The following is a 26542-nucleotide window of genomic DNA, read 5'->3' on the forward strand; positions in this document are numbered from 1 at the left end:
CGGCGAGCGGAGCGAGCGCGACCGTCAAGACAGCGCGACGAGCCGCTCGACGACCTTGTAGGCGGCCTCGGCGGGGCCGAGCTCGTCGGGCCGGAGCAGGTTCGCCATGATCCGCAGCACCCACTCCATGAGCGTGCGGCTCTGCATGCCGACCCGGGTGAGCTCGCGCATCACGGCGGGGTTGCCGATCGCGGCGACGAACACGCGCGCCACCTTGAAGTAGAGGCCGTACATCTCCTGCACCCGCTCCGTGTACGTCTGGAGCGCCAGCCCGTCGTCGGTCGCGAGCGCGAGGTCGACCGCCTCGGCCGCGATCCGGCCGGTCTCGTACGCGATCGAGATGCCCTCGCCGTTGAACGGGTTCACGCTGCCGGCGGCGTCGCCGGCGACGACGAAGTTGGGACCGACCGCGGGGTGCACCGACGTGCCGGTCGGGAGCTTGCCGCCGGTCGGCGGGCCGCACGCGGTGTCGGGGCCGATCCCCCACCGGGCCGGCGCGGTGTCGCAGAACGCCTCCATCAGACGGGAGGTGTTCACGTCCTTCCAGCCCTTGAAGGTCGACAGCAGCCCGACCCCGACGTTCACCGTGCCGTCGCCAACCGGGAAGATCCACCCATACCCCGGCAAATGGTTCCCGTCCCGATCACGGAGGTCGAGATGGCTCTCGATCCAGGGCTCGTCATGGTACGGACTGGTGAAATAGCCGCGAATCGCCATGCCGAGCGGGTAGCTGCGATCGCGCGCGGTGCCCAGGGCGCGGCCGAAGCGGGAGTTGGCGCCGTCGGCGACCACCACGTAGTCGGCCCGGACGGTCTCGGTGGTGCCGGTCTCGGCCCGGCGGACCACCGCACCGTCGAGCACGCCATCCGACAGGGCGGGCGCGATCGCCTCGGTCGCCGGCCAGAGCGTCGCCCCGGCCTTCACCGCGGCCTCGGCGACCATCTGGTCGAGCTCGCGGCGGCGCACGACGTAGCCGTAGGGCGGGAAATCGGGGTGGTCGGGCCATTCGAGCTCGAGCGTGATCCCGTGTGCGATCGAGCGCAGGCCGCCGAAGCGCTGGAACTCGGAGAGGGGCTCGGCGAGACCCATGTCGTGGAGTTGGCGCACCGCGCGTGGCGTGAGCCCGTCGCCGCAGGTCTTCTCGCGCGGGAAGCGCTTCTTCTCGACGACGAGCACGCGCCGCCCGCGCTCCGCGAGCCAGTACGCGGCCGACGCGCCGCACGGTCCCGCGCCCACGACGAGTGCGTCATACCGATCTGTCATTCAGGCGTCCGAGAGTTCGTGCATTTGTGCACCTGAGGTCCGCGATTGCGTCACGCGCCATGCTCCCATGCCCGCGACGGATCGCGCCCACGGAAGCGCGACGATCGGCACGTAGGCGCTGGTCCAACAATGTGCCCATGCCTCATCTAGCGTGGTAGCAATCCGCACTACGGACAGAGGAGATCGGGGAGCGTTTCGAATGCTCGCGGCACACATTCCCAACCCTCTTCCGAAGAGCGTCCTGACGTTCAATCTGTCGTGGACGCACGCGGCGGGTCGCCTCATCTGGGCCACCGTGCTGCTGCTCATCGGCATCGGGATCGTGCTGTACCTCGCGCGCCGGCCGAAGTCCCCCGAACCGCCGACGTGGGCTCAGTGCATGGTCGGCGCGCTCGGCGTCTTCACGCTGATGCTCGTCGCCTACGGCACCGTGCCGCACGAGTGGATCGTCTTCGCCAACTCGTACCTCAAGTGGGGCACGGCGAAGTACGTCATGACGCGCAACCACATCCTGCACTTCGACATCAACCTGCAGGCCGTGAACGACGCCGTCGCCGCGGGCATCTACGGCGTGATGCTCGGCCTCAACATCTTCCTCATCGCGATCTGGCAGAAGCGCCCGGTGCGCGTGCCGGAAGCGAGCGACGAGACAGAAGCGCGTCAGCCCGCCGGCACGTCCGCGTACAACCGACCCGTCACGTCGAAGGTCTGACGCGATGCCGCGCAACGACGCCAACCCCCCGATGCCGGAGTTCGCGGCCGACTACGTGCTGCAAGAGGTCGACCCGACCTGGCTCACGTCCGCGGTGAAGCCGAAGCAGTTCCTGCACATCGACCAGGCCGAGTGCATCCTCTGCGAGGGCTGCGTCGACATCTGCCCGTGGAAGTGCATCCACATGCTCTCGGTCAACGCGATCGACGAGTCGGTGAACGCCGACCGTCCCGGCGACGATCCGAAGGACCATGTGTTCTTCGTCGTCGACGAGGACGTGTGCACGCGCTGCGCGCTGTGCGTCGACCGCTGCCCCACCGGCGTCATCATCCTCGGCAAGGTCACGAACGACTGGGCCGAGGGCGATCCGAACGTCCGCACCAACCGGCACGGCTACGCCTACGGCGTGCGTTTCTAGGAGACATCGTTGGCCAACGGCAACGGTACGAACGGCAACGGGCACGGCGGGCTGAACGTCGGCGCGAAGGTCGCCGAGGTCGGCGACAAGGTCCAGAGCTCGCAGGCGTGGAACTCGATCTTCCGACCGGGCTCGATCTACCGCAAGGGCTACACCGACAGCCCCCGGAACCGCTCCTACGTGATCATGAACAACGTGCTGTTCCACCTTCACCCGGTGAAGGTGAAGCGGCACGCGGTGAAGGTCTCCTACACGCTGTGCCTCGGCGGACTCTCGTTCTTCCTGTTCATCCTGCTCACGGTCACCGGCATCTTCTTGATGTTCTTCTACCGGCCGACCGCGACGGACGCGTGGAACACGGTGCAGAACCTCGAGACCGCGGTCACCTTCGGCTCACTCGTGCGCAACATGCATCGCTGGGCCGCGCACCTCATGGTGCTCACGGTCTTCCTGCACATGAGTCGCGTCTTCTACCACGGCGCGTACAAGGCGCCGCGTGAGTTCAACTGGGTGATCGGCGTCATCCTGCTGACGCTCACCCTGCTGCTCTCGTTCACCGGCTACCTGCTGCCGTGGGACCAGCTCGCACTCTGGGCCGTCACCGTCGGCACGAACATGATGGGCTACACCCCGGTGTTCGGCAGCCAGGTCCGGTTCGTGCTGCTGGGTTCGAAGGAGATCGGCAACGACACGTTGCTGCGGTGGTACGTACTCCACGTGCTGATGTTGCCGTTCGTCATCGTCATCTTCATGGCCGTCCACTTCTGGCGCGTCCGTAAGGACGGCGGCATCTCCGGTCCGCTGTAGGCCGCAAGGAGCACCATGGCCGAAGTACCCGAACATCTGCTGCGCCGCAGCCGGGAGCGCCGCAAGGCGTTGGGCCTCCCCGTCGAGGGCGAGGAGGCCGAAGCCGGCGCGGCCGAAGCCGAGCCCGAGGCGGAAACGGTCGCGCCTGCGGAAGAGGCCGCGCCCGTCGCCGCGAGCGCGGATGCCGGCGAGGCGATCACCGAGAGCAAGGGCGGCATCCCCGCGCACCTGCTCGAGCGGTCGCGCAAGCGCAAGGCCGCGCTCGCCGGTGGCGACGCGGGAGCGGGTGCCGCCGCCGGCGGGACCGCGACGGCGACGCTGCCGCGTGCGAAGACCGCAGCCGCGCCCGCGCCGAGCGGCACCGGCCCCGGTGGTCACACGCAGCGACTGCTCACCGTCGTCAAGTCGGGATCGATCCAGCAGACACGCGCCGAGGCGCAGGACAAGGTGCACGTCTGGCCGCATCTGCTCGTCATCGAGTTCGCGTCGATCCTCTCGGTCACCGCGTTCCTCACGATCTTCTCCGCGCTCGTGAAGGCGCCGCTCCTCGGGCTCGCCGATGTCAACCAGACGCCGAACCCGTCGAAGGCGCCGTGGTACTTCCTCGGTCTGCAGGAGCTGTTGACGATGTTCACGCCGATGGTCGCGGGCGTGACCATCCCGGGCATCGCGTTGTTCCTGCTGATCCTCACTCCCTACATGGACCACAACCCGTCGCAGAAACCCCACGATCGCAAGTTCGCGATCTGCGTCTTCACGATCTTCATGATGTTCTGGTCCGTGCTGGTCATCATCGGTTCGTTCTTCCGTGGGCAGGGCTTCAACTTCACCTTCCCGTGGAACGACCACGTGTTCTTCGAGCTCTAAGGCAAGCCAGCCATGTTCGTAGCCATCATCGTCATCGTCATCGTCGTCATCGCCGCCGCGAGCGTGTTGCTGCTCGCGAACCGGCAGCGCGCGGCGACCGGCAACCTGAGCCGCGAGACGCGCAAGCGCGACCACGACGCGACCGCGGGCGAGTCCACCGCGGCGGGCACCGAGCTCGAGCTGAGCGAGGAAGCCCGCGCGCGCGCCGACGAAGCCGCCGCACAGGCGGGCGCGCCCGCAGTGCGTCGCCGCGGCGACATCACCGTATGGGAGCCCGTCGACGAAGAGGAGATCGGCGTCACCCGCCGGCAGTTCCTCAACCGAGGGATCCTCGTGGCGATGCTCGGCGCGCTCGGCACGTTCGGTGCGAGCCTGCTCGCGTTCCTCTGGCCTTCGAGCAGCGGCGGGTTCGGTGGCACGATCAACGCCGGGAAGCTCTCCGACATCAACGCGTACATCGCGACGAACGCGCAGCCGTTCTACGTGCCCGAGGCACGCACCTACATCCAGCCGTATCCGAAGGCCGACCTGCCCGCGGCGAAGAAGGTCTACGACGACTACATCTACGCGAGCATGGAGAAGGGCATCGTCGCCCTCTACCAGAAGTGCGTGCACCTCGGATGCCGCGTGCCGTGGTGCCAGTCGGCGCAGTGGTTCGAGTGCCCCTGCCACGGCTCGAAGTACAACCGCGTGGGCGAGAAGCGCGACGGGCCCGCGCCGCGCGGCCTCGACCGCTTCCAGTCGATCATCAGCGGCGACAACGTCACGGTGAACACGGGACTGCTCTCGGTCGGTCCGCCGATCGGCACGAACACAACCGGCCAGGTGGCCGAAGGCCCGCACTGCGTCGGGTGATGGATCGACCGTTGACTCCCGGTACCGAGGTGCCCCTTTCGTGAGCGTTCGTCATGTACTCGTCGTGGTCAACGTCCTCGCGCTCGTCGCGGTGGCGGTGTTCGCGTACATCGCGGTGCAACGCAACCGTGAGAAGAAGACGCCGCAGAACCTCGCCGTCTTCCACAACGACGAGACGCTCGAGGGTCCGCACCTCGAGCGCGTGCTCGGCTGGTCGCTGTTCTTCGCGGCGATCATCGCGGTCGCGCTGCCCGTCTACTGGTTGCGGGAGCCGAACCGTCAGCACGAGTCGGTGCAGTACTTCGACGACGGCGCCGTCTCACGGGGCGCGACGCTGTTCTCGAACTCGTCGATGCCCGCGTACAACCAGGCGATCTCGCTGCAGTGCGCGAACTGTCACGGCGCCGACCTCGGCGGTGGCAGCACGAGCGTCGCGCACACGTTCAAGGACAACAGCGGCGCGTTCGTCGAGTGGAAGGCACCCGCGCTCAACACGGTGCTGCAGCGCTTCACGCCCGACGAGGTCTCGCAGATCATCACCTACGGGCGACCCGGCACGCCGATGCAGGCGTGGGGAGTCGAGGGTGGCGGTCCGAAGAACGACCAGAGCATCAGCGACCTCGTCGCGTTCATCACGTCGGAGCAGCTGACGGCCAAGCAGGCGAAAGCGCAGTCGAACGCGAACCTGAAGGCGTGGGCCGAGGAGCCGTCGACGCAGCTCGCCACGGCCCAGAAGGCACTGAGCGATGCGCAGTCGGCGCTCTCGAAGGCGCAGGCCGACACGAAGTCGACGAGCGCCGACATCAAGTCCGCGCAGGCCGCGGTCGACACGGCCGACAAGGCGTTCAAGTGGGCGCAGAGCTGGTCGGCGCGAAGACAGAACGCCTCCGAGGGCCAGCTGCTGTTCGAAGTGAACTGCGCGCGCTGTCACACGTTGTACTGGTCGATCCTCGATCCCGCGTTCCCCACGACGGTGGAGAAGCCCGAGAACGTCATCGGGCAGCCCGGCGGCGGCGCGTTCGGACCCGACCTCAGCCAAGAGAAGGAACGGTTCACCGACAGTCCGACGGGAACCGGCGTCCAGGCGCAGATCGACTTCGTCACGCAGGGCTCCATCGCGAACGCGCCGTACGGCAACAACGGCGTCGGTACCGGACGCATGCCGGGCTTCGGCGGGATGCTCACGAAGGACCAGATCGCTGCGATCGTCACGTACGAGCGTGAAGGCCTCGACAAGACCACCGACCAGCTCGCTGCCGTCTCGTATCCCGGCGCGAAGTACACGACGTTCTAGGAGCCGTTGATGACTTCGCTCGCCTTGATGTTGGCGGCCACGAAGACGCTGTGGGACCCGACGATCATCGGCATCCTCGCGCCGGTGTCGGGTGTCTTCCTGTTCTGCGGCTCGTGCTACCTGCTGCTCGCGACGAACCTCGGCGCGCGCCTCGGGTTCCTCATCGCCGCGACCGCGCTCACCGGCTTCATGGTGCTCCTCAGCACGCTGTGGCTCACCACGAGCACGCCGCTCGAGAGCCCGAAGGGGCGGACCGCGGCGTGGAAGGTCAAGGAGGTCGTGAAGTCGACGAGCGACTCGAAGATCGGCGCGATACGCGCCCTCTCCGAGACGAAACCCGCCGACACGACCGACGCGACGACGGTCCGCTCGTTCCTCGACAGCGCGTTCGTGACCGTCGTGCCGGCGTTCGGTGTGGCGAAGCCGAACCAACCCTTCGCACGCTTCGCACAGGCGGCGCAGTACCTGACCGACAACCCGAGCCAGCAGCTGAACACGTACATCACCGGTGGTCGCGACAGCTGGTACGTGTTGCACACACCGGAGTACGCGGCCGTGAACTTCTGCGTCGCGAAGGTGCAGACGGTTCCGTTCGGCGCCAAGCCGCCGACCCCCGTGTGCGATCCCGCGCAGGCCAAGCAGGTCGCGATCCTCCAATACGACTTCGGATCGATCCGGCTGCCACCCGTCTGTTACCTCTTCGGTTCGATCATCCTGTTCCTCCTGAGCCTGCTCGGTTTGCACTGGTTCGAGATGGACGAGCGCGAGCGCGCCAAGCACGCGGCCACGCTCGAGTCGACCTCGACCTCGACGTCGTGAGGAGCCGCACCGTGTTCGACCGTTCCCGTCACTCGATCCGCAGCGCCGGCGCGCGGTTCTTTGCGCTCTTCGCCGCGCTCTTGGCCGTGCTCGCGACCGCGGCGCCGGCGGGAGCGCTCGTGCCCCAACCGGTCGACGCGTCCGATCAGGGTGCGCTCGCCTTCGTCTGCTTCGCGATCATGTGTGGCCTGATCGCGGCGTCGCTGTTCTACATGGACCGCGTGCGCCGCCGCCGCTTCCCCGACGACTGAGTTTCTGGTCGCACTCGCTTCGCTCGCCGTTCCTGACGCCTCCGGCGACAAGTCGGGCGGGCCGCCCGACCCGCCCGTTCCTGTAGGAGCGAAGTGCGTCGCTATTCGATTGCCGCGACGGTGGCGATCGCGGCGCTGAACGATGCGGCCGTGTGCTCCAGCGCGGCGTCGTCGTGTGCGAGGGACACGAACAGCGTCTCGTAGCCGCTCGGAGCGAAGAACACGCCGCGATCGAGCAGACCGTGGAAGCACTGCGCGTACCGCTCGTGATTCGCAGCCTGCGCGCCCGCGTAGTCGACGACCGGCGCCGTCGCGAAGAACAGGCCGACGAGCGTGTGGACGCGCGTGACCTGCGCGGGCACACCGACGGCTGAACACGCGTCGCGCAGCAACGATTCGAGACGCGCGGCCTTGTGCTCGAGCTCGGCGTACGCGGCTTCGTCGAGATGCGCGAGCGCGGCGAGCCCGGCCGCCGTCGCGAGCGGGTTCCCCGACAACGTGCCCGCTTGGTACACGGGACCGACCGGCGCGAGCTCGTCCATGAGTGCCGCCGCTCCGCCGACCGCGGCGAGCGGCAGCCCGCCGCCGACGACCTTGCCGAGGATCGTGAGGTCGGGGCGGATCGCGAAGCGGCCCTGCGCGCCGGAGGGACCGACGCGAAAGCCGGTGATCACCTCGTCGAGGATCAACAGCGCGCCGACGCGCGTGCAGCGTTCGCGCAGGCCCTCGAGATAGCCGGGCGCGGGTGGGACGAGGCCCATGTTCGCGGCGATCGGCTCGACGAGCACCGCCGCGATCTCGGCGCCGCGCTCGGCGAGCACCGCGTCGAGCGCGTCGAGATCGTTGTACGGAACGACGATCGTGTCGGCGACCGCGCCGGGCGTCACTCCCGCGGATCCGGGAAGCCCGAGCGTCGCGACTCCGCTGCCCGCGGCGACGAGCAGCGCGTCGAGGTGGCCGTGGTAGCAGCCCGCGAACTTCACGATCTTCGTGCGCGTGGTCGCGCCGCGTGCGACGCGCACTGCGGTCATCGCGGCTTCGGTGCCCGACGACACGAGCCGCAGCTTCTCGACGTTCGGCATGCGCTCGCACACGAGCTCCGCGAGCTCGACCTCGGCCGCGGTCGGCGTGCCGTACGACGTGCCCGCCGCGGCCGCGCGCTGCACGGCTTCGACGATCGCCGGGTGCGCGTGCCCGAGGATCGACGCGCCCCACGACTGCACGTAGTCGACGTACCGGTTGCCGTCGGTGTCGACGAGGTACGCGCCCTCACCGCGCGCGGTGAAGAACGGCGTGCCCCGCACCGAGGCGAACGAACGGACCGGCGAGTTCACACCGCCGGGGATGCGCTCGAGCGCGCGGGCGAACAGATCGGACACGACGGTCGCTCCCCTCAGGAGCTCAGGAGTTCGGCGACGTCGCGCGCGCAGTAGGTGAGGATGATGTCGGCCCCCGCACGCTTGATCGCGACGAGATGTTCGAGCGCGACCGCGTCGCCGTCGAGCCAGCCGAGCTGCGCGGCGGCCTTCACCATCGCGTACTCACCGCTCACGTGATACGCCGCGACGGGCAGCGAGTGCCGCGCGCGAATCGCGGCGATGACGTCGAGGTACGCGAGCGCAGGCTTCACCATCACCATGTCGGCGCCCTCGGCGACGTCGAGCGCGACCTCGTCGATCGCCTCGCGCGCGTTCGCAGGATCCATCTGGTAGCCGCGTCGGTCGCCGAACTGCGGTGCGCACTCGGCGGCGTCGCGGAACGGGCCGTACAGCGCCGACGCGTACTTCGCCGCGTAGGCGAGGATCGCCACGTTCTCGTGACCGGTGCCGTCGAGCGCGGCACGGATCGCGCCGACCTGCCCGTCCATCATCCCCGACGGCGCGATCACATCGGCCCCCGCGCCGGCCTGGCTCGTTGCGATCGAGGCGTAGCGCACGATCGTCGCGTCGTTGTCGACTTCACCGGCGTCGGTGAGCACGCCGCAGTGCCCGTGGTCGGTGAACTCGTCGAGGCAATCGTCGGTCATCAACACGAGCGAGTCGCCGACCTCGTCGCGCAGATTGCGCAGCGCGATCTGAATGACGCCGTCGCGCGCGTCGGCGCCCGAGCCGCGCGCGTCCTTGACCGCCGGGATGCCGAACAACATGACGGCCGGGATGCCGAGCCCGGCGAGCTCGCGCACCTCTTTGCGCAGGCTCTCCTGGCTGTGCTGCACGACCCCGGGCATCGACACGATCGGTTCCGGTCCGTCGAGCCCTTCCTTCACGAACAGCGGCGCGACGAGCCCGTCGACCGAGAGGCGGGTCTCCGCGACGAGCCTGCGCAACGCCGGGGTGCGGCGCAGGCGACGGAGGCGGCGCTCGGGGAACGGCATGCGATCAGGCTACCGGCGGCCCAGCGCGCCGAGGACGGCGGCGACGAGCCCGTCGATGTCGTGCGGATCGGCTTCCGCGTCGACGCGCAGATTCGCGGCGCGCGCGGTGTCGGAGGTGATCGGCCCGATCGAGATCGTGACCGGTTGCGTCGCGAGCGGGCCGACGAGGCGGCAGAAGTTCGTGACCGTCGACGACGACGTGAACGTGATCGCGTCGACCTCGCCGGCGCGAACGCGCGCCAGGTCGACGGCATCGGGTTCGGCCGTCACCGTGCGGTAGACGGGCAGCACGTCGACGGCGTAGCCGAGCTCCGTGAGCCCGTCGGGCAGCGCGTCGCGCGCCTGCTCGGCGCGCGCGATCAGGACGCGCTCGCCCGCGTCGCGCGGCGGTGGGAACGCGGCGACGAGTGACTCCGCGACGAAGCGCTCGGGCACGAGGTCGGCGCGTACACCGGACCGTTCGAGCGCGGCCGCGGTGCCGGGACCGATCGCCGCGACCATCACGCCCGCGAGCGCGCGTGCATCGAGGCCGCGCGCGCGGAGACCGCGCGTGAACAGCGCGTCGACGCCGTTCGGGGAGGTGACGACGAGCCACCCGTACTTCGCGAGCTCGGGTAGGTCGAACTCGATCGGCTCGATCGCGATCGACGGGAGCTCGACGACGTCCGCGCCGAGCTCGGCGAGACGCGCCCGCAGGCCGCTCGCCTGCTCCCGCGCGCGGGTGACGACGACGCGCCGACCGAACAACGGCCGGTTCTCGAACCACGCGAGCTCGAGCGCGGCGACCGGCCCGACCACGATCGCCGACGGCGCCTCGACCACTTCGCTGCCGATGCGCGCGAGCGTGCTGCGGATCGTGTGCTGAGTCGGGTGTGTGCCCCACCGGACCGCGGCGACCGGCGTTTCCGGCGCGCGCCCACCATCGATCAGTCGCCGCGCGATCTCCTCGACACGACCCGCGCCCATGAGCACGACGAGCGTGCCGCCCGCGCGTGCGAGCGCGTCCCAGTCGGTGTCGGTCGTGCCCTTCGCGGGGTCCTCGTGACCGGTGACGATCGTGACGTGCGTCGACAGGCCCCGATGCGTGACCGGGATCCCGGCGTAGGCGGGCGCCGCGATCGCACTGGTCACGCCGGGCACGACCTCGAACGGCACGCCGGCGGCGCGCAACGCTTCGGCCTCTTCGCCCCCGCGCCCGAACACGAACGGATCGCCGCCCTTGAGCCGCACGACCGTCGCGCCGGTGCGGCCGCGCTCGACGAGCAGCGCGTCGATCTCGGGCTGCGTCATCGCGACGCGACCGGGCGCCTTGCCCACGTCGATGCGCTCGGCCGTCGCCGGCGCGAGATCGAGCAGGCCCGCGTTGGCGAGCCGGTCGTGCACGACGATGTCGGCGCGCGCGAGCAGCTCGGCACCCCGCACGGTCAGCAGACCGGGATCGCCGGGCCCCGCGCCGACCAGGTACACGGTCACGCGATCGCTTCCTCGTCGAGCAGCGCGCGTCCGCCGGCGCCGTCGAGCAGCGCGACCGCGGCGGCGCGACCGGTCGCCTCGGGCTCGGTGCCGCGCGCGTGCGCGCGCACGACCCGCACACCGTCGAGCGACGCGAGCAGCACGCGCAGTGCGAGCTCGCCGTCGTCGATGTGCGCGAGCGCGCCGACCGGCAGGTCACACCCACCTCCGAGCTCGGCGAGGAACGCGCGCTCGGCCCGCACGCAGCGGTGCACGGTGGCGTCGTCGATCGCGGCCAGGATCTTGTGCGTCGTCTCGTCGTCGGCGCGGCACTCGACCGCGAGCGCGCCCTGCGCGACCTGCGGCAGCAAGACCTCGGGTTCGAGCACCTCGGCCGCCTCGTCGGCGCGCCCGAGCCGGTCGAGCGCGGCCGCCGCGACCACGACGGCGTCGACCGGATCGTCGCGGTCGTGCACGCGCGCGAGCCGGGTGTCGAGGTTGCCGCGCAGCCCGGTGAACTGGAGGTCGGGACGCAGCGACGCGAGCTGCGCGCGCCGTCGCACCGAACCGGTCGCGACGCGACCGCCGGTCGGGAGTCCGTCGAGGCTGCAACCGACGAGCGCGTCGCGCGGGTCGGCCCGCTCGGGCACGGCCGCGAGCACGAGGCCGGCCTCGGTCGTCGACGGCAGGTCCTTCGCCGAGTGCACCGCGAGATCCGCGCGCCCGTCGAGCACCGCCTGCTCGACCTCCTTCACGAACACGCCTTGACCGCCGAGCCGGTGGATCTCGACGTCGCGGCGCTCGTCACCCTTCGTCGACACGATGACGAGCTCGGCGTCCACGCCGAGCAGCGCCGCCACCCGCTCCGCCTGCCATCTCGCCAGCACGCTGCCCCTGGTTGCAATCCGCAGCGGTGCCACCATCAGCCGCGCACGAGGCGGAGGCGACCACGAGAACCGTGACCGGCACGAGCGGCGAGCGAAGCGAGCGAGCGACCCCGCCCAGTCCCGTCCCGCGGCACGGAGCGGCGAGCGGCCCCGCCAGGGCGGCGGCGGGAAACCCGCCGCCGAGCGAGCGCGACCATCAGCTCGGGAGGTCGAAGAGTGCGGCCAGCGCGTCGGCGTAGGCGGCGCCCTGGTCGGTGCCCGCGGTCGCCTTGAGCCGCACCGTCGGCTCGTGCAACAGCTTGTTCACGATGCCCTGCGCGAGCGCTTCGACGTCGGCACGCGTCGCGTCGTCGAGCTTCGCGAAGCGCGCCGCGAAGCGCGCGAGCTCGTGCTCGCGGACTTCATCGCCCATCTCGCGCAGCGCGACCACGAGCGGCACGGCCTGCCGTGCGTCGCGCGCGGCGCGGTAGCGCTCGAGCTCTTCGTTGAGGATCTCGCGCGCCTTGCCGATCTCGGCGCGCCGGCGCTCGGTGGAGCGGCGCGCGAAGTCCTTCAGGTCGTCGATGTCGAGCAGCCGGACGCCGTCGATGAGGCCGACGCCCGGATCGATGTCGCGCGGCATGGCGACGTCGACGATCAACAACGGGCGATCGGTGCGACCAACGACGGCGGCCTCGACCGCGCCGCGCTCGACGAGCACGTCGCTCGACCCCGTCGACGCGAGCACGAGGTCGGCCTGCGCGAGCTCCGCGGGCAGCGCGTCGAGCTCGACCGCGCGGCCGCCGACCCGCGCCGCGAGGTCTTCACCGTGATCGAGTGTGCGGTTCGCGACGCAGATGCCGGCAACGCCGCGGTTCGCCAGCGCGACGGCCATGCCGTCGGCCATCTCGCCCGCGCCGATCACGAGCACGCGGCAGCCCTCGAGCCCGCCGAGGTGCTCGGCCGCGACCGCGACCGCGGCCGACGAGATCGACACCGGATGCCGGCCGATCTGGGTCTCGGTGCGCACGCGCTTGCCCGATTCGACCGCGTGCCGGAACACGCCCGCGAGCAGGTGGCCCGCGGTCTCTTCCTGCTGGGCCGCGAGCCACGCGCTGCGGACCTGCCCGAGGATCTCGCTCTCGCCGACGATCATCGAATCGAGGCCCGCCGCGACGGAGAAGAGGTGCGCGGTCGCGGCGTCGTCGACGTAGGTGTAGAGGTGATCGGAGAGCTCGTCGGGATCCGCGCCCGAGACCTCGGCGAGGAAGTCGCGCACGTCGCCCACCGCGGGGTGGAAGCGGGTGCAGCGCGCGTAGACCTCGGTGCGGTTGCACGTCGAGAGCACGACCGCCTCCGCGAGATGCTCGCGAGCGGCGATGTCGTGAAGGGATTTGGAGAGTCGCGACGCCGGGACGCTGACCCGTTCGAGCACCCCGACCGGGACCGTCCGGTGGTTGAGACCGACGACGATCAGAGACACGTGCGGAGCAACTCCTTCGCCTCGTCGATTCGTCCCGACCTGACGAGGTCGAGGATGCCGGACTCGAAGGCGCGTTGCCAATCGGCGTCCTCCGAGCTCGCGCCGGTCGCGCGCAGCGCCTCCCGGTGCTCGGAGAGGAGGTCGAGCAGGGTCGCGTACTCGGGCCCGAGCTCGGTCCGGGCCCGCCGCTTCAGCCAGGTCGCGAGCGCGGGACTGCGACCCCCCGTCCCGATCGCGACGACGACGTCGGCCTGGCGAACCACTGACAACAGCGTAAAGGAGCAGTGCGCGGGATCGTCCGCGGAGTTCACGAACACCCGACGCGCGTCCCCCGCGGCCTTCACCGCGGCGTTCACGGCGGCGTCGGGGGTCGCGGTGACCGCGAGCCACACACCGTCGAGGTCGGCATCGTCGAAGCGACGCTCGTGCAACGTGAGCCGGCCCTCCTCGTGCCAGGCCCGGATCTCGTCGCCCACAGCGGGCGCCACCACGATCACGACCGCGCCCAGCTCGAGGAGCGGCTCGATCTTGCGGGCCGCGATACGCCCCGCGCCGACGACGACCACCGGCCGGTCGCGTACGAGCAGGTTCACCGGCCAGCCGGCGAGCCCCGGACGGCCCGGGGTCTCGCTCACCGCGCGACCTCGCGCGGCGCGGCCGCGGCGGGCGTGGCTGCGGTGAGGCGACGTTGGTAGAACGAGAGGATCTGCAGCTCGGTCGCGAGGTCGACCTTGCGGAGCGACACGTGCGCCGGAACCGTGATGACCGCGGGCGCGAAGTTCAGGATCGACCGGACGCCCGCATCCACGAGCCGGTCGGCGACCTCCTGCGCGGCGGCCGCGGGCGTGGCGACGATGCCGATCGCGATGGCGCTTTCGTCGACGACGCGGACGAGCTCGTCGAGGTCGTCGACCACCATGCCGCCGATGTGGCGCCCGATCTTGTCGGGGTCGGAGTCGACGAGTGCGGTGACGCGGAAGCCCCGGGCGCCGAAGCCCCGATAGTTCGCGAGCGCGGCGCCGAGGTTGCCGACGCCGACGATGACGACGGGCCAGTCCTCGGTGAGCCCGAGCTCGCGGGAGATCTCGTGGAGCAGGTACTGCACCTCGTAGCCGACGCCCCGGGTGCCGTAGGAGCCGAGATAGCTGAGGTCCTTGCGCACCTTGGCCGCGTTCACGCCGGCGAGCTCCGCGAGCCGCTCCGAGGAGACGGTTCCGACATCCTTGTCGGCGACCTCGAGGAGTGCCCGGTAGTAGAGCGGCAGACGGGCGACCGTCGCCTCGGGGATACGCCGCCGGGAGGGAACGGCCACGAGTTGCTCCCTGATCGAGGTGGTCGAGGTCCGTTGGGCGGTACCCCGCAAGCGTACGACCTTGTGACCGGATTCTCAAAGTCGGAGCGGTAGCGTTGCGGACGAAATGGTGGCCGGCCTCGCCTTCCTCGCAACCGCGATCGCCACGGTGTTCGCGCAGGCCACCGGGGTGCGCTTCACGCGCAAGCGCAAGCCCCACGAGCGGGCCTGGACGATCGCCCTCGCGCTGTTCGCGCTCGCCTCCGCCGCGCTCGCGACGGGCGCCTCGACGGGCTGGGACAAGGGGACGTTCCGGGTCTTCTATCTCCTCGGCGCGGTGCTCTGCGTGCCCTGGCTCGCGCTCGGCACGATCTACCTGCTCGCCGGCCTGACGGTCGCCCGGCGCACCGAGACCGCGCTCATCCTGTTCACCGGGTTCGCGATCGGCGTGATGCTGAGCGCGCCGATCCACGGCCCGATCGCGCCCGACGGCGGCATCCCCGTCGGGAAGGACCACTTCGGCGTGCTGCCGCGCGTGCTCGCAGGAGTGTCGAGCGGCGTGGGCGCGACGGTGATCCTCGTCGGCGCGGTGTGGTCGGCGATCCGATTCGCGCGCTCGCACGCGGAAGGGTCGTCGCGACTCGCAGCCGGCAACGGGCTCATCGCGCTCGGCACCCTCGTGCTCTCGAGTGGTGGGCTCGTGCAGGGCGCGGTCGGCAAGGACGAGGCGTTCGCGCTCACGCTCGCGACCGGGATCGCGGTGATCTACGCGGGGTTCGCGGTCGCGTCGTCGGTCGCGCGTCCCGCGAGCTCGCGCAGCGCGCGCCGCGGCACCTTGCCCGCGAAGCTGTGAGGGAGCGCGTCGACGAAGTCGATGCGCGTCGGCAGCTTGTAGCGCGCGAGTCGCTTGCGCAGGTGCGCGGTGAGTTGCGTCGCGGTCGGACGCGCGCCCGCGCACGGCACGACGAACGCGACGACGGCCTCGCCCGAGCGCGCGTCGGGCACGCCGACGACGGCGGCCTCGGCAACGTCGGGATGCTCGACGAGCGCCTCCTCGACCTCGGCCGGGTACACGTTGAATCCCGAGACGATGATCAGGTCCTTGGCGCGATCGACGAGCCGTAACCAACCGTCGTCGTCGGTCACCGCGAGATCGCCGGTGTGCAGCCAGCCCTGTTCGTCGACGACGCGCGCGCTCGCGTCGGGATCGTTCCAGTACCCCGCGAACACATTGGGTCCGCGCACCCAGATCTCGCCGGGATCACCGGCGAGCACGTCGGATCCGTCGACATCCTTCAGCGCGACCTCGACGCCCGGCAGCGGCGGTCCGATCGAACCCGCGCGCGCGGTCGTTCCGATCGCCGACGTCGTGACGATCGGCGACGCTTCGGTGAGGCCGTAGCCCTCGTGCACGTCGACGCCGAAACGCACGCGCATCGCGTCGGCGGTGTCGACGGCGAGCGCGGCCGCGCCCGAGACCGCGAGTCGCACGCTCGCAAACGAATCGCGCGGTGCTCGATCGTCGGAGAGATCCAGCCACGCGCCGAACACCGCGGGTACGCCCGCGACGACGGTGACCCGTCCGTCGCGTACGCGCGCGAGTGAGCCCGCGGGATCGAAGCGCTCGATCAGAACGAGCGACGCGCCCGCCGCGAGCGTGAGCCCGAGCACGACGTTCAGACCGAAGACGTGGAAGAAAGGCAGCAGACCGAGGCCGATGTCGTCGGCGCGCAACGCGAGCCCGGGGTGGTGCTGCACCTGCTCGAGGTTCGCGCCGAGCGATCCGTGCGTGAGGATCGCGGGCTTCGGCGCGCCCGCGGTGCCGGACGTGAACAGCAGCACCGCGGGATCGCTAGGTTGCACTGTCGCGATCGCGGCGGGCGGCAGCTCGAGGTTCGCGGTCGCGACGATGCCCTGCGCGTCGAGCGCGACGACGTCGCGGTCGGCGAGACCGGGATGCGCGCGATGCGGCTCGGACGCGAGCACGAGGCCCGCGCCGACGGTCGCGAGCGCGCGACCGAGCTCACCGGCGGGCGCGCTCGGATCGAGCGGGACTGCGATGAGCCCGGCGCGCAGCACCGCGAGGTACGCGACGACGAAGGCGACGCTGTTGCCCGCGACCAGCGCGACGCGGGTGCCGGGCTCGAGGCCGCCGAGGGCCAGCGTCGCGAGGCGGGCGGAGCGGCCGTCGAGGTCGCCGTAGGTGACGATGCCCTGCCGGCCGTCATCCGTGCGCAGCGCCGGCGCCTTCGGCTCGGCGCCCGCACGCGCCAGCAGCACCGCCGCCAGGTTCATCCCCCGAATCGTACGGGGGCGCCTTCGATCTGATCGAGAAAAGTGACGCCCTCGCGTCATCTCACTCGATCAGGTCCGCGAAGCCCCCGGGCAGTTCGCTCCCGTGCGACCGAAGAAGTGAGCGAAGCGGCTCAGTAACCAGGGTCCCGGCCGCGGGTGCGGACGTTTCTGGGGCGGGCTGGGAGGCATTGCACGAACATCGGCCTCTGCTAGCGCAGTACCGATCTGCCGTGCCGCCCACGCCCACGAACCGGAACCCCGGATCTGAGTCCCCCTCTCAGGGGTGTAACCCAGATGTCGGCGCACGGACCGCGCGACTTGAGCGATCTTCACCACTCTCCGCGATCTTTCCCCTGTCCGAAATGCCGGGCTTCAGGGGAGAAGGGTCAATGGCCCTGGACGAAGAATTGGATCAGCGACGCCAGCAGGATCAAGACCAGGAGCCCCGCCAGCACGAACGCCGTGCCCCGCCTCACGAGATCACCCCCGCGTCCGGCGCGCCGGCGCCCTCGGGCAGGAGCGTCACCGCGGTGCCGACGCCCATGTGGTGCCGCTCGGCCGCGCTCTGGCGGTCGAGCGCGAGGGCGAGCAGCCCGTACGAGTCGACGAGCACGACGAGCTCCGACGGCTTGGCGTCGGCGAACGTGCTGACCCACCGGACGCGTCCGGCGGTGTCGCCGACCCGGACCTCGAACCCGTCACCGGGACCGAGATCGTGTGCGCGGAGCAGATCGGCGTCGAGGTTCAGCTGGCAGTTGCCGAACCGGTCGACCCAGAGGACCTCGCCGACGAGCGCGCCGTCGTCGGCTTCGCTCGGCAGGGGCAGCATGCCGGGCACGAGGGAGGCGGCGTCGATGACGTCGCCGAGGTCGGTGATCGGCAGGCCGTCGGCGAGATACGCGGCCGCGGGCGCCATCACGTCGCGACCCGCGAACGTCTCGCTCGGCGCGTCGAGCCGATGCTCCTCGCTCGTGAGCGCGACGACGCGGCGGGGACCGCCCAGCATCGCGACCGCCGGCGCGAGCAAGCCGTTGTCGGGGCCGACGAGATAGCCGTTCTCGACCTCGATCGCGATGCAGCGCCGCGCGGTGCCGACGCCCGGATCGACGATCGCGAGCACGACCCCTGCGGGCAGGTACTGCACCGCACGCGACAGCGTGAGCGCGCCGGCGCGGATGTCGAACGGGGGAACGTCGTGCGTGATGTCGACGATCGAGAGGTGCGGGGCGACGCCGAGCATCACGCCCTTGCACACGCCCACGAACTCGTCGCGCTGCCCGTAGTCGGACAGGAACGAGACGAACCGCAGCGGTTCGGATGGCGATGGATCGGACACGGCGTTCCTTCGACGCGCGCTCGGATCACCCGCGCCGCGGCGAAGGTATCGCGCGCGCCCCGAAGATCAGGCGTCGAGGAAGCGGGTCAGCCGGCTTGCGTGTAGCGCGACGCGAGATAGGCGTCGACGTCGAGCTCGGACACCCGGAACGAGCGCCCCACGCGAACGGCCGGCAGATCGCCCGCCTTGATGAGCCGGTACACCGTCATCGACGAGACCCGCATCAGATCTGCCACTTCTTGCACCGTCAAGAAGCGCGCCTTGCTCAGCCCCTGCGCCACGCGGAATCTCCCTACTCCGACCGCTCGGGAGACCTTACGCCGGGTGGCACATGTTGTCGAGTGTGGCCAGGGTCATCCAGCTTTGGGCGGTTTCGCGCGCCCGTCAGCCGGGGGGTCCACCGAGCTCCTCGGAGCGGCGCGTGGCGGCGACGACCGCGTCGATGAACGCGCTGCGCACGCCCGCGGCCTCGAGGCTCCGGAGCCCGGCCGCGGTCGTACCGCCGGGAGACGTGACGGCCGCGCGCAACGCTTCGGGCCCTTCGCCGCTCGTCGACAAGAGGGTCGCGGCGCCGAGCAGGGTCTGGTTCACGAGGGCCGTCGCGGTCGGCCGCGGGAGCCCGACGAGGACGCCCGCCTCGACCAGCGCCTCGGCGACGAGGAACACGTACGCAGGTCCCGAGCCCGACAGGCCGGTGACCGCGTCGAGCATCGTCTCGGGCAGGCGCACGACGAGCCCGAGCGCGCCGAGCAGCTGCTCGGCGAGGTCCAGATGACGGTCTTGTGCGTGCGTGCCGCCCGCGATCGCGGCGGCACCGAGCCCGATCGTCGCGGGCGTGTTCGGCATCGCGCGCACGACGGGTCGACCCGGCGCCGCGGCCTCGAGCGCGGCGATCGTCACCCCCGCCGCGATCGACAGCACCAGCGCGTCGGCCGCGAGCGCCGCGCCCGCGGTCTCGAGCGCTTCCGCGACGTCACCCGGCTTCAGGCAGACGACGACGACCTCCGCGTCCGCGACCGCCCACGACGCGCTCGGCACGACGCGCACGCCCTTGAAGCGGCTCTCGAGCTCGCGCCGTCGCTCGGCGTCGACCTCCGCGACCGCGAGATCCGAGGCCTCGGTGTCGGCCTCGAGCAGGCCCTGCACGAACGCGGCCCCCATCTTCCCGCCGCCGAGCAGCGCCACGCGTGTCACCGCCGAAGGCTAACGCTGCGGTGTCGCGATTCGTCGCTTCGCGGCCCGGCCGAACCGGGCCCTGAGGCGTCGAGGAGCGGCAAGCGAAGCGAGTGCGACCAAAAAACACAGGCCCGAGGAACTTCGGACGCACCGTCGTACTTCCCCGAACGACGGCGGCTTCAGCACCTCGGGCCCGCGCTGCACCGTAGCGAACGGTCGCGGACGATGCAAGCCTGTCAGTCACACTTCTCGACGGTGAGAGATGACTTCAGCGTCGACCGAAAGCGATCCGCAGCACCGGCTGGAACCACTGTTCGACGAGCTCGTAGAGCACGCCGATGATGCGATCGAGCTCGGGCACGTCGAGGTGCTCGAGCAGCGTGCGACCGGTGAGGTACAGGTCGCCGTCGGGACCGATCGAGAAGCGTGCGCCGTACAGCGCGTGGTTGCGCTGGAGCAGGAACCGATAGAGCTCTTCGTGGTTCTGCGGCGGGTCGGGCAGGAAGTACAGCTCCCAGCGCAACGTGCGCTGGTGTAGGTCGAAGTAGATCGTCGACGCGTCGCGACCGTCGCAGCCGAAGCGCACGTACCACCGCGGGATCGACGCGTCGTACTCGACGGTCTGCACCCACGGCTCGTGCGCGACGTCGCCTTCGAGGTGCGACGCGATCAACGCGTGCGCGGCCGCGTAATGCTCGGGATCGGGCGTACCCGAGCTCGCGGCGCTCATGGGGCTGCGACCTCCGCCGCTCGATCCGGACGAGTGGAGTCGAGCGCACGGCTGACCGCGGCGGCGATCTGCGCCTGGCTGCTCAGCGACACTGCACGAGGCTGCGCGCGACGAGGTCGCCGTAGGAGCGGCGCAGACGCGCGGCGGTGATGCTCCACGAGTAGCGACCCGAGCGCGCGACCGCGGCCTCGCCCATCTCCGCGGCGAGCAACGGGTTCGCGAGCACCTCTTCGACCCGCGCCGCGAACGCGGCGGGATCGTGACCGTCGACGAGGAAGCCGGTGACACCGTCGTCGACGAGTGAGCGCAAGCCTCCGACGGCCGCGGCGACGACCGGTGTGCCGCACGCGGCGGCCTCGAGCGCGACGAGGCCGAACGACTCGCTGCGCGACGGCACGACGCAGACGTCGGCCGCGCGGTAGAAGTCGGCGAGCCCGTCGTGAGGCTGCGGCGGTACGAAGCGCACCCGTTCGTCGAGCCCGAGCTCGGCGACGAGACGCTCGAGGCGGGCCGATTCGGCTGCGCCCGACGGGCCGCTCGGTCCACCGACGACGAGCAGGGTCGTGCGGTCGTCGGGGAGACCCGCGAGCGCCCGCAGCGCCACGTCGGCGCCCTTCAGCGGCTGGATCCGGCCGACGAACAGGGCGAGCGGGCGGCCGTCGAGTCCGAGGCGCCCGCGCAGCGCGGCGCCGGCGCGCGGGTCCGGACGGAAGACGGAGTGGTCGACGCCGGGCGGCACGATCTCGACGCGGGAGGGCTCGGCGCCGTAGAGCTCTGCGAGCTGGTCGCGTTCCTCGGCGGTCGACGCGAGCATCAGGTCCGCGCAGTCGACGACTTCGTGCTCGAGCCGCGCGCGCTGCTCGGGCTCGTCGTCGAAGCCGGCTTCGGCTTTCACGCGCGCGAGCGTGTGGAACGTCGCGACGAGCGGACGGTCGAGCGCGTGCTTCAAGCGATGACCGACGGCCCCGGACACCCAGTAGTTCGCGTGCAGCACGTCGTAGTCGTCACCGGTCGCGTGCATGCGATCCAGCACCGCGTCGACGAACGGATCGACGAGCGTGGTGAGATCGTGCAGAGGGATCGGACGCGGCGGACCGACGTCGATGTGCACGACGCGGAAGCCCTCTTCGACGCGCGTCACGGCGGGAACGTGTGGATCTTCGCGGCGCGTGAACACGTCGCACTCGACGCCGGCGCGCGTGAGCGCGCCCGCGAGCGCGCGCACGTACACGTTCATCCCGCCGCCGTCGCCGGAACCTGGCTGCGCGAGCGGCGACGTGTGAACGCTGAGAATGGCGACCCGGCGTACCGGCATGAACCCGGATGCTACCCGGGCCCTCCTCACTCGAACGCGGCGACCTCGCGCGCGCGTTCGGCGGCCGTCTCGGCCTGGAACGAGCGGTAGATCTCGATCAACGCTTGTTTCTGCCGCTCCGTGACGCTGTGGTCTCGGAGGATCTCGGCCTCGAAATCGGTGCCGTCGCCGCGTTCGTCGAGGATGCCGGCGCGCACGTAGAGCGTCTCCGCGGAGATGCGCAGACCCTTCGCGATCGCCTGCAGGATCTCGGCCGACGGCTTGCGCACCCCGCGCTCGATCTGGCTGAGGTACGGGTTCGAGATGCCCGCGAGCTCGCTCAGCTTGCGCAGCGAGAGCCGCGCCGTGCGGCGTTGATCACGGATGAACTCCCCGAGGTCGTGACGCCGGCTCGCCGAGGTCGCGTGCGCGGGTGCGCTCATCTCAGCCGACGTCGGCGGCCGCGCGCGTCGCGATCTCGCGCTCGATCATGTCGAGCACGCGATGCAGCTCGCGGCGGTACTCGGACAGGTCGCGCTCGAACTCACCGAGCGCGTCGCGCATCTCACTGAGCTCCGTGTCGGAGAGCCCGTCGAGCGTGACCAACGAGTCGTCGGCGACGAGCCGACCCCGCGGACCCCACTCGATGTCGACGAGCGGTTCGTCGGCGACGGTGTGTCGCGCGTCCGCGACCGACGCGCGTCCGCGATCGTCGCCGAGGATGCGAGGCAGGTCGGCAACGAGATCGCCGACGGACGCGCCCGACGCGCGCCGCTCCTGCTCTGCGGTGAGGATCTCGAACCGGCCCTGCGCGAGCCGGCGCGTGTACGAGACCGCATGCTCGATCGAGCTGCACTCGGCGCGCATCGCACGCAGCGACTCGAGATCGCGCCCGCCGAGATCGGCCGAGAACTCGGGAGCGATGATGCGTTGGATCCGTTGCGTCGTTCTCACCTCGATCGGCCCGCGAGCGCTGCCGCGCGCGCACGGGGCGGGCGGGAATGCAGGCGTTCAGGCTATCTCAGCAGGTCGCGACGGCCCCGCCACTCACGGGCGGCAGCACGGCGACCTCGTCACCGGCGGCCAACGTGGTCGCGAGGCCGCGCTCCGGCTCGTCGCCGTTGACCCAGACGCGCGACGCGTCCAGCACCGCGCCGAAGTCGGCTCCGTAGCGATCCCGCGCGATGGCCAGGAGCTCCGCGAGCGTCGCCGCGTCGATCGTGTCGTCGCGCCGGGCCGCGACCTCACGCGCGCGCGCGAAGAACAGGACACGAACGACCGGCACGCCGTCAGTCGCGCGTGGTATCGACGTTCGTGCGCGCCGCGGGGATCGCGTCGAGTCGCTCGGGATCGATGCGCTCGCCGGTGACCTCGTCGACGCCGTACGTGCCGTCGTCGAGGCGCTGGAGCGCGGCCTCGATCTCCGCGAGCTCGAACTCGAGACCTTCGAGGATCGACAGGTCCTTCTCGCGCTCGAAGGTCTCGCCGGTGACGGCGCCCGGCGGGCCTGCGACGTCGATCTTCTCGCCGCTGTCGTCGTCGCGCGCGGTCTCGTCGCGCAACTCGGACACGAGACCCTGCAAGCGCTCGCGCTCGGCGTCGAGTCGCTCCCGCGCGGCACCTTCGTCGATCGGGGTGTCGTCCATGGCGCCGAGGCTACCCATCCACGGTGAACACACACTCATGCCCCCGCGAGCCGGGCGCGCAGCACCATCGCGGTCTCATCGAGGTGCGCGCGCAGGGTCGACAATCGCGACGAGGGGTCGGGCAGCTCGAGCACGCGTTGCGCGTCGAGGGGACCGAGGGCGGCGAACGCGGCGATCTCGTACGCGGCCTGCGCGGGGTCGGTCGCGACGTCGGGCATCGCGACCTCGGTCGAGCCGGGAAGCTGCGCCGCGAGCGCGAGCACTTCGCGCAACCCGTCGAGCGCGGCGGCGCGCAGTGCTGTCGAATCGCCGGCGCGGTCGTCGACTTCGGGCAGCTCCACGACCTCGGCGCGCGGGTACGGGTCTTCCGGCAGCCAGCGCTCGATCTTCAACCGGGCCGCACCGACGACCGCCAGCGCGAAGCGACCGTCGGCGAGCGGGGCGAACTGCACGACGTGCGCGAGCGTGCCCACTTCGAAGCGGACGTCGCCACCGCCGACCTCGCTCCCCCGCTCGATGAGGACGATGCCGAACTCCTGGTCGCCGTCGAGCACGTCGCGCACGAGCGCGCGATACCGCGGTTCGAACACGTGCAGCGGCAACACGGCGTACGGCATGAGCACGGTGCCGAGCGGGAACATGGGCAGCGTTCGCGTCACGTCGCGCTCAGTTCAGGCGGGCGCGCAACGAGCGCGCCTCACCGCGTAGGCGCGGTGCGACATCGCCGGGAATCTCGTCCGCGAGCTGATCGAGCGCGTCCGCGGCATTGGTGATGTTGCCGAGCTGTCCGAGGCGGCGCGCGACGACGACCCGTTCGGGAGCCGGGAGTCCCGCGATCGACAGGTGCAGCGTCGCCATCCACGTCGCGTGCACGGGATCGGCCGCGAGCGGCGAGCGTTCGAGGTTGGCAAGCATGCGGGCGAGGATCTGGCGCGGTCGAACGGGTGCGAGCATCGACGGCTCGAACGCGTGATTCGCGCCGACCGCGCGCCGGAAGATCGCCGCGCACTCGTCATCGTCGAGGATCGCACCGCCGGCGAAGACGTCGCAGAACCGGCCCGGGCTCTCGGGATCGCCGACGAGGAAGTGGCCGGGCATGCCGACCCCGACGGCGGGAACGTCGAGCCGACGTGCGACTTCGAGCATCACCACCGCGAGCGAGATGGGAATGCCGAGCCGGCGTTCGAGCACGTCGTCGAGGAACGAGTTCGCAGGATCGTCGTAGCGCTCGACGTTGCCGCGGAACCCTTCGACTGCGAACAGGAGCCGGCGGACACTGTCGAAGTCGGCGGCATCGCACGCGGCCGCGAGCGTGTCGAGCCGACCGAGCCACTGGTCGAGATCGAGGTTCGCGTGCACGTGCGCAGCGATGAGCAACGCCGCGCGATCGAGCGGCGGCTCCTGCTTCGCGTCGCCCACCAGCGACGCGAAGCGACCCGTCACGTCCACCCGGCCCAGGCTAGGCCCGCAAGCGACGAGCGGAGCGAGCAAGCGAACTCGCTCGCTCCCACCCCGCCGCAAGGGCGAGCGTGCAAGCCCGACCAGAAGCTAGGCGCACACCCCGTTCGTGCATCCCCACTCGTTGATGTTCCAGAACATGCCCTCGATCGAGTTGTCGGTGATCGGACCGACGACGTGCGAGCTCCAGATCAAGATGTCGGGGAGCGGGTCGAGCGGCAGCACGTTCACGTCGGCGGCCATGAGGTCGTCGGCCTTCGCGGCGTCGGCACGTCGCGTCGCGTCGTCGAGGCTGTTGTCGACGCCCTCGAGCAGCGTGTCGAGCTTCGGGTTGCGGATGCGGAAGTAGTTCTGGCCCGAGTTCTGGTTCGCGGGTCCGGGGACGTTCTGCGAGCAGAACTGGCTGCACTGGCCCGGCGTGAGGCCGGCGAGGCCGCTCGCGATCACGAGGACGTCGAGGTTGCCCGCGGGCAGGTCGGTGCCGCCGATCTGCGCGAGGGAGCGGAAGTCGACCTTCACGGCGAAGCCCGCGTCCTTCAGCTCCTGCTGCACGACCTGCGTCGTGAGCTGGCGGCGCTTGTCGCCCGCGGTCGTCGTGATCGTGAACGACGCGGTCTTTCCGTCCTTCGCCCAGACGCCGAGCGCGTTCTTCTTCCATCCCGCGTTGGTCATGAGCTTGGTCACCATCGACAGGTCGAGGTGGTACTTCGACCATGCGCTCTGGTCGGAGTAGTCCTTCAACGCGTACGCGTTGATCGAGTTCGACGGCTCGTCGACACCGAGGCGGCCGAAGAGCTGCTTCACCACCGCGTCACGATCGACCGCGTACGCGAACGCGCGGCGCACCGCGACGTCGGTGAACGGGTACCTCGCGTTGTCGATCCAGAGCGCCTCGACGTACGCGGTGTGCGAGTTCGTCACGACGTGCGCGCTGGGAAGACCCTGCGCGATCGCGTCGACGACGTCGATCTGCGGGTTCGGGTAGATCGCCTGCACCTGCTTCGAGCGGAACGCCTGGAATTCGGCCGCAGTGTCGGACTCGAACTTGAACACGACCTTGTCGAGGTGCGGCTTGTCGCCCCAGTACTTCGTGTTCGGCGTCAGCGTGATGTTGTCGCCCTTGGTCCAGTCCGCGAACCACGGACCGCCGGACCAGTGGTAGCCGTTCTTCATCAGCGAGTCGCGGTCACGCCCTTCGAGAAGGTGCGACGGGTAGACGCCGGTGTTGCCGGAGAAGAGGTTCTGCCAACCGGCGTACACCGCACCGGCCTTGTACGTGACGACCGGACGCAGCGGCTGCGAGCAGTCGACGCGCGCGATGTCGCTGTAACCGGTGCGGTCGAGGATGTCGTCCGAGCTCTTTTCCTGATCGACCGTGTACGCGAAGTCGGAGCACGTGATCGGCACGCCGTCGGACCACTGTGCCTTCGGGTTGAGGTGATACGTGATCGTCTCGACGGGCTTCGCCGCGAACACGGGCGCGCTCGTCACGAGGTTGCTCGGCACGTTGCGCAGCGAGCCGTCGGCGCGCGGGTCGACGTCGAAGACGCGCGGGATCGTCTGGTACTGCGCCATCCAGCTGCCCCAGCTCGACGCCGCGCAGTTCCCGAGCCAGTCGAAGCAGTCGGGTTCCTGCTCCGCGCCGACGGTCAGGGTGCCACCGTTGCTCGTGACCGCGGTCGTCGTCGGGGGCGCGCTCGAAGACGCGCCGTTCTTGCCGGCGGTGCTCGCGGTGCTGCCGCACGCGCCGAGCAGGCCCACTGCGGTGAGCACCGCGAGGAGGCGGACGGATTGCACATGGCGGGAGCGCATGGGGGCCTTTCGGACGACGCAGCTCCGCCCCGGAGAGACGGTA

Annotated in this window: 29 protein-coding genes and 1 pseudogene; 9 read left to right on the plus strand and 21 right to left on the minus strand. The window is 70.6% G+C overall.

Features of this window, described 5'->3' with window-relative positions:
• Nucleotides 1-24: 24 nt before the first annotated feature.
• On the minus strand, nucleotides 25-1263 hold the full coding sequence (locus VH914_00200) for a geranylgeranyl reductase family protein (GenBank protein HEX4489603.1): 1239 nt from the start codon (nucleotides 1261-1263) through the stop codon (nucleotides 25-27).
• A 199-nt stretch (nucleotides 1264-1462) separates the two neighbouring features.
• On the opposite strand from VH914_00200, the gene VH914_00205 reads away from it, so the two are divergent.
• The 8 genes from VH914_00205 to VH914_00240 all read left to right on the plus strand — a co-directional run bounded on the left by VH914_00205 (nucleotide 1463) and on the right by VH914_00240 (nucleotide 7286).
• On the plus strand, nucleotides 1463-1975 hold the full coding sequence (locus VH914_00205) for a hypothetical protein (GenBank protein HEX4489604.1): 513 nt from the start codon (nucleotides 1463-1465) through the stop codon (nucleotides 1973-1975).
• A gap of 4 nt (nucleotides 1976-1979) precedes the next feature.
• Nucleotides 1980-2393, plus strand: a complete 414-nt coding sequence (locus tag VH914_00210) for a 4Fe-4S binding protein (GenBank protein HEX4489605.1) — start codon at nucleotides 1980-1982, stop codon at nucleotides 2391-2393.
• A 117-nt stretch (nucleotides 2394-2510) separates the two neighbouring features.
• Nucleotides 2511-3200: a selenite/tellurite reduction operon b-type cytochrome ExtP gene (gene extP / locus VH914_00215; protein HEX4489606.1), complete on the plus strand. Its 690-nt coding sequence runs from the start codon at nucleotides 2511-2513 to the stop codon at nucleotides 3198-3200.
• Nucleotides 3201-3215: 15 nt separating this feature from the next.
• Nucleotides 3216-4067 carry a menaquinol-cytochrome c reductase cytochrome b subunit gene (locus VH914_00220; protein ID HEX4489607.1) on the plus strand — a complete coding sequence of 284 codons (852 nt, stop codon included), beginning with the start codon at nucleotides 3216-3218 and terminating at the stop codon, nucleotides 4065-4067.
• A 12-nt stretch (nucleotides 4068-4079) separates the two neighbouring features.
• Nucleotides 4080-4922: a Rieske 2Fe-2S domain-containing protein gene (locus tag VH914_00225; protein HEX4489608.1), complete on the plus strand. Its 843-nt coding sequence runs from the start codon at nucleotides 4080-4082 to the stop codon at nucleotides 4920-4922.
• Nucleotides 4923-4962: 40 nt separating this feature from the next.
• On the plus strand, nucleotides 4963-6216 hold the full coding sequence (locus tag VH914_00230) for a c-type cytochrome (protein ID HEX4489609.1): 1254 nt from the start codon (nucleotides 4963-4965) through the stop codon (nucleotides 6214-6216).
• A 9-nt stretch (nucleotides 6217-6225) separates the two neighbouring features.
• Entirely contained in the window at nucleotides 6226-7035 is an 810-nt protein-coding gene (locus VH914_00235; GenBank protein ID HEX4489610.1) for a hypothetical protein, read from the plus strand.
• Between the two features lie 11 nt (nucleotides 7036-7046).
• Nucleotides 7047-7286, plus strand: a complete 240-nt coding sequence (locus VH914_00240) for a hypothetical protein (GenBank protein ID HEX4489611.1) — start codon at nucleotides 7047-7049, stop codon at nucleotides 7284-7286.
• A 101-nt stretch (nucleotides 7287-7387) separates the two neighbouring features.
• On the opposite strand, the gene hemL is transcribed toward VH914_00240, so the two are convergent.
• The 7 genes and pseudogenes from hemL to VH914_00275 all read right to left on the minus strand — a co-directional run bounded on the left by hemL (nucleotide 7388) and on the right by VH914_00275 (nucleotide 14788).
• Nucleotides 7388-8665, minus strand: a complete 1278-nt coding sequence (gene hemL, locus VH914_00245) for a glutamate-1-semialdehyde 2,1-aminomutase (protein ID HEX4489612.1) — start codon at nucleotides 8663-8665, stop codon at nucleotides 7388-7390.
• Nucleotides 8666-8679: 14 nt separating this feature from the next.
• The gene (hemB, locus tag VH914_00250) at nucleotides 8680-9660 is read right to left on the minus strand and encodes a porphobilinogen synthase (protein HEX4489613.1); all 981 of its coding nucleotides are present in this window, start codon (nucleotides 9658-9660) and stop codon (nucleotides 8680-8682) included.
• A gap of 9 nt (nucleotides 9661-9669) precedes the next feature.
• Nucleotides 9670-11133, minus strand: coding sequence for a uroporphyrinogen-III C-methyltransferase (gene cobA, locus VH914_00255; protein ID HEX4489614.1), 1464 nt, complete (start codon nucleotides 11131-11133; stop codon nucleotides 9670-9672).
• Nucleotides 11130-12035: a hydroxymethylbilane synthase gene (gene hemC / locus VH914_00260; protein ID HEX4489615.1), complete on the minus strand. Its 906-nt coding sequence runs from the start codon at nucleotides 12033-12035 to the stop codon at nucleotides 11130-11132. Before hemC ends, cobA begins: the two co-directional genes overlap by 4 nt.
• Nucleotides 12036-12195: 160 nt before the next feature.
• Nucleotides 12196-13461 carry a glutamyl-tRNA reductase gene (locus VH914_00265; protein ID HEX4489616.1) on the minus strand — a complete coding sequence of 422 codons (1266 nt, stop codon included), beginning with the start codon at nucleotides 13459-13461 and terminating at the stop codon, nucleotides 12196-12198.
• Nucleotides 13452-14096, minus strand: a complete 645-nt coding sequence (locus tag VH914_00270; GenBank protein ID HEX4489617.1) for a bifunctional precorrin-2 dehydrogenase/sirohydrochlorin ferrochelatase — start codon at nucleotides 14094-14096, stop codon at nucleotides 13452-13454. Before VH914_00270 ends, VH914_00265 begins: the two co-directional genes overlap by 10 nt.
• A pseudogene (locus VH914_00275) lies at nucleotides 14077-14788 on the minus strand (redox-sensing transcriptional repressor Rex). Before VH914_00275 ends, VH914_00270 begins: the two are co-directional and overlap by 20 nt.
• Before the next feature lie 91 nt (nucleotides 14789-14879).
• On the opposite strand from VH914_00275, the gene VH914_00280 reads away from it, so the two are divergent.
• Complete coding sequence (locus VH914_00280; protein ID HEX4489618.1) at nucleotides 14880-15605, plus strand: hypothetical protein; 726 nt, start codon at nucleotides 14880-14882, stop codon at nucleotides 15603-15605.
• On the opposite strand, the gene VH914_00285 is transcribed toward VH914_00280, so the two are convergent.
• The 13 genes from VH914_00285 to VH914_00345 form a co-directional block, all read right to left on the minus strand.
• Complete coding sequence (locus VH914_00285) at nucleotides 15518-17047, minus strand: AMP-binding protein (protein HEX4489619.1); 1530 nt, start codon at nucleotides 17045-17047, stop codon at nucleotides 15518-15520. The two genes, VH914_00280 and VH914_00285, sit on opposite strands and share 88 nt — an antisense overlap.
• 472 nt (nucleotides 17048-17519) lie before the next feature.
• Nucleotides 17520-18383: an SAM-dependent chlorinase/fluorinase gene (locus tag VH914_00290; protein HEX4489620.1), complete on the minus strand. Its 864-nt coding sequence runs from the start codon at nucleotides 18381-18383 to the stop codon at nucleotides 17520-17522.
• A gap of 86 nt (nucleotides 18384-18469) precedes the next feature.
• Nucleotides 18470-18664: a helix-turn-helix domain-containing protein gene (locus tag VH914_00295; GenBank protein HEX4489621.1), complete on the minus strand. Its 195-nt coding sequence runs from the start codon at nucleotides 18662-18664 to the stop codon at nucleotides 18470-18472.
• Nucleotides 18665-18767: 103 nt separating this feature from the next.
• The gene (gene proC / locus VH914_00300) at nucleotides 18768-19577 is read right to left on the minus strand and encodes a pyrroline-5-carboxylate reductase (GenBank protein ID HEX4489622.1); all 810 of its coding nucleotides are present in this window, start codon (nucleotides 19575-19577) and stop codon (nucleotides 18768-18770) included.
• 250 nt (nucleotides 19578-19827) lie between these two features.
• On the minus strand, nucleotides 19828-20289 hold the full coding sequence (locus VH914_00305) for a YbjN domain-containing protein (protein ID HEX4489623.1): 462 nt from the start codon (nucleotides 20287-20289) through the stop codon (nucleotides 19828-19830).
• Between the two features lie 82 nt (nucleotides 20290-20371).
• Nucleotides 20372-21604: a glycosyltransferase gene (locus tag VH914_00310; protein ID HEX4489624.1), complete on the minus strand. Its 1233-nt coding sequence runs from the start codon at nucleotides 21602-21604 to the stop codon at nucleotides 20372-20374.
• A 26-nt stretch (nucleotides 21605-21630) separates the two neighbouring features.
• Nucleotides 21631-22026 carry a helix-turn-helix transcriptional regulator gene (locus tag VH914_00315; protein ID HEX4489625.1) on the minus strand — a complete coding sequence of 132 codons (396 nt, stop codon included), beginning with the start codon at nucleotides 22024-22026 and terminating at the stop codon, nucleotides 21631-21633.
• A gap of 1 nt (nucleotide 22027) precedes the next feature.
• Nucleotides 22028-22537 carry a hypothetical protein gene (locus tag VH914_00320; GenBank protein HEX4489626.1) on the minus strand — a complete coding sequence of 170 codons (510 nt, stop codon included), beginning with the start codon at nucleotides 22535-22537 and terminating at the stop codon, nucleotides 22028-22030.
• 67 nt (nucleotides 22538-22604) lie between these two features.
• Entirely contained in the window at nucleotides 22605-22868 is a 264-nt protein-coding gene (locus VH914_00325) for a MoaD family protein (protein HEX4489627.1), read from the minus strand.
• A 4-nt stretch (nucleotides 22869-22872) separates the two neighbouring features.
• On the minus strand, nucleotides 22873-23229 hold the full coding sequence (locus VH914_00330; protein HEX4489628.1) for a hypothetical protein: 357 nt from the start codon (nucleotides 23227-23229) through the stop codon (nucleotides 22873-22875).
• A 35-nt stretch (nucleotides 23230-23264) separates the two neighbouring features.
• Nucleotides 23265-23888 carry an LON peptidase substrate-binding domain-containing protein gene (locus tag VH914_00335; protein HEX4489629.1) on the minus strand — a complete coding sequence of 208 codons (624 nt, stop codon included), beginning with the start codon at nucleotides 23886-23888 and terminating at the stop codon, nucleotides 23265-23267.
• Between the two features lie 7 nt (nucleotides 23889-23895).
• Nucleotides 23896-24678, minus strand: coding sequence for a transglutaminase-like domain-containing protein (locus VH914_00340; GenBank protein ID HEX4489630.1), 783 nt, complete (start codon nucleotides 24676-24678; stop codon nucleotides 23896-23898).
• Nucleotides 24679-24777: 99 nt separating this feature from the next.
• Nucleotides 24778-26484, minus strand: coding sequence for an ABC transporter substrate-binding protein (locus VH914_00345; protein HEX4489631.1), 1707 nt, complete (start codon nucleotides 26482-26484; stop codon nucleotides 24778-24780).
• Between the last annotated feature and the right edge of the window lie 58 nt (nucleotides 26485-26542).

It is taken from the genome of Acidimicrobiia bacterium, from assembly GCA_036271555.1.
Taxonomy (GTDB): Bacteria; Actinomycetota; Acidimicrobiia; order IMCC26256; family PALSA-610; genus DATBAK01.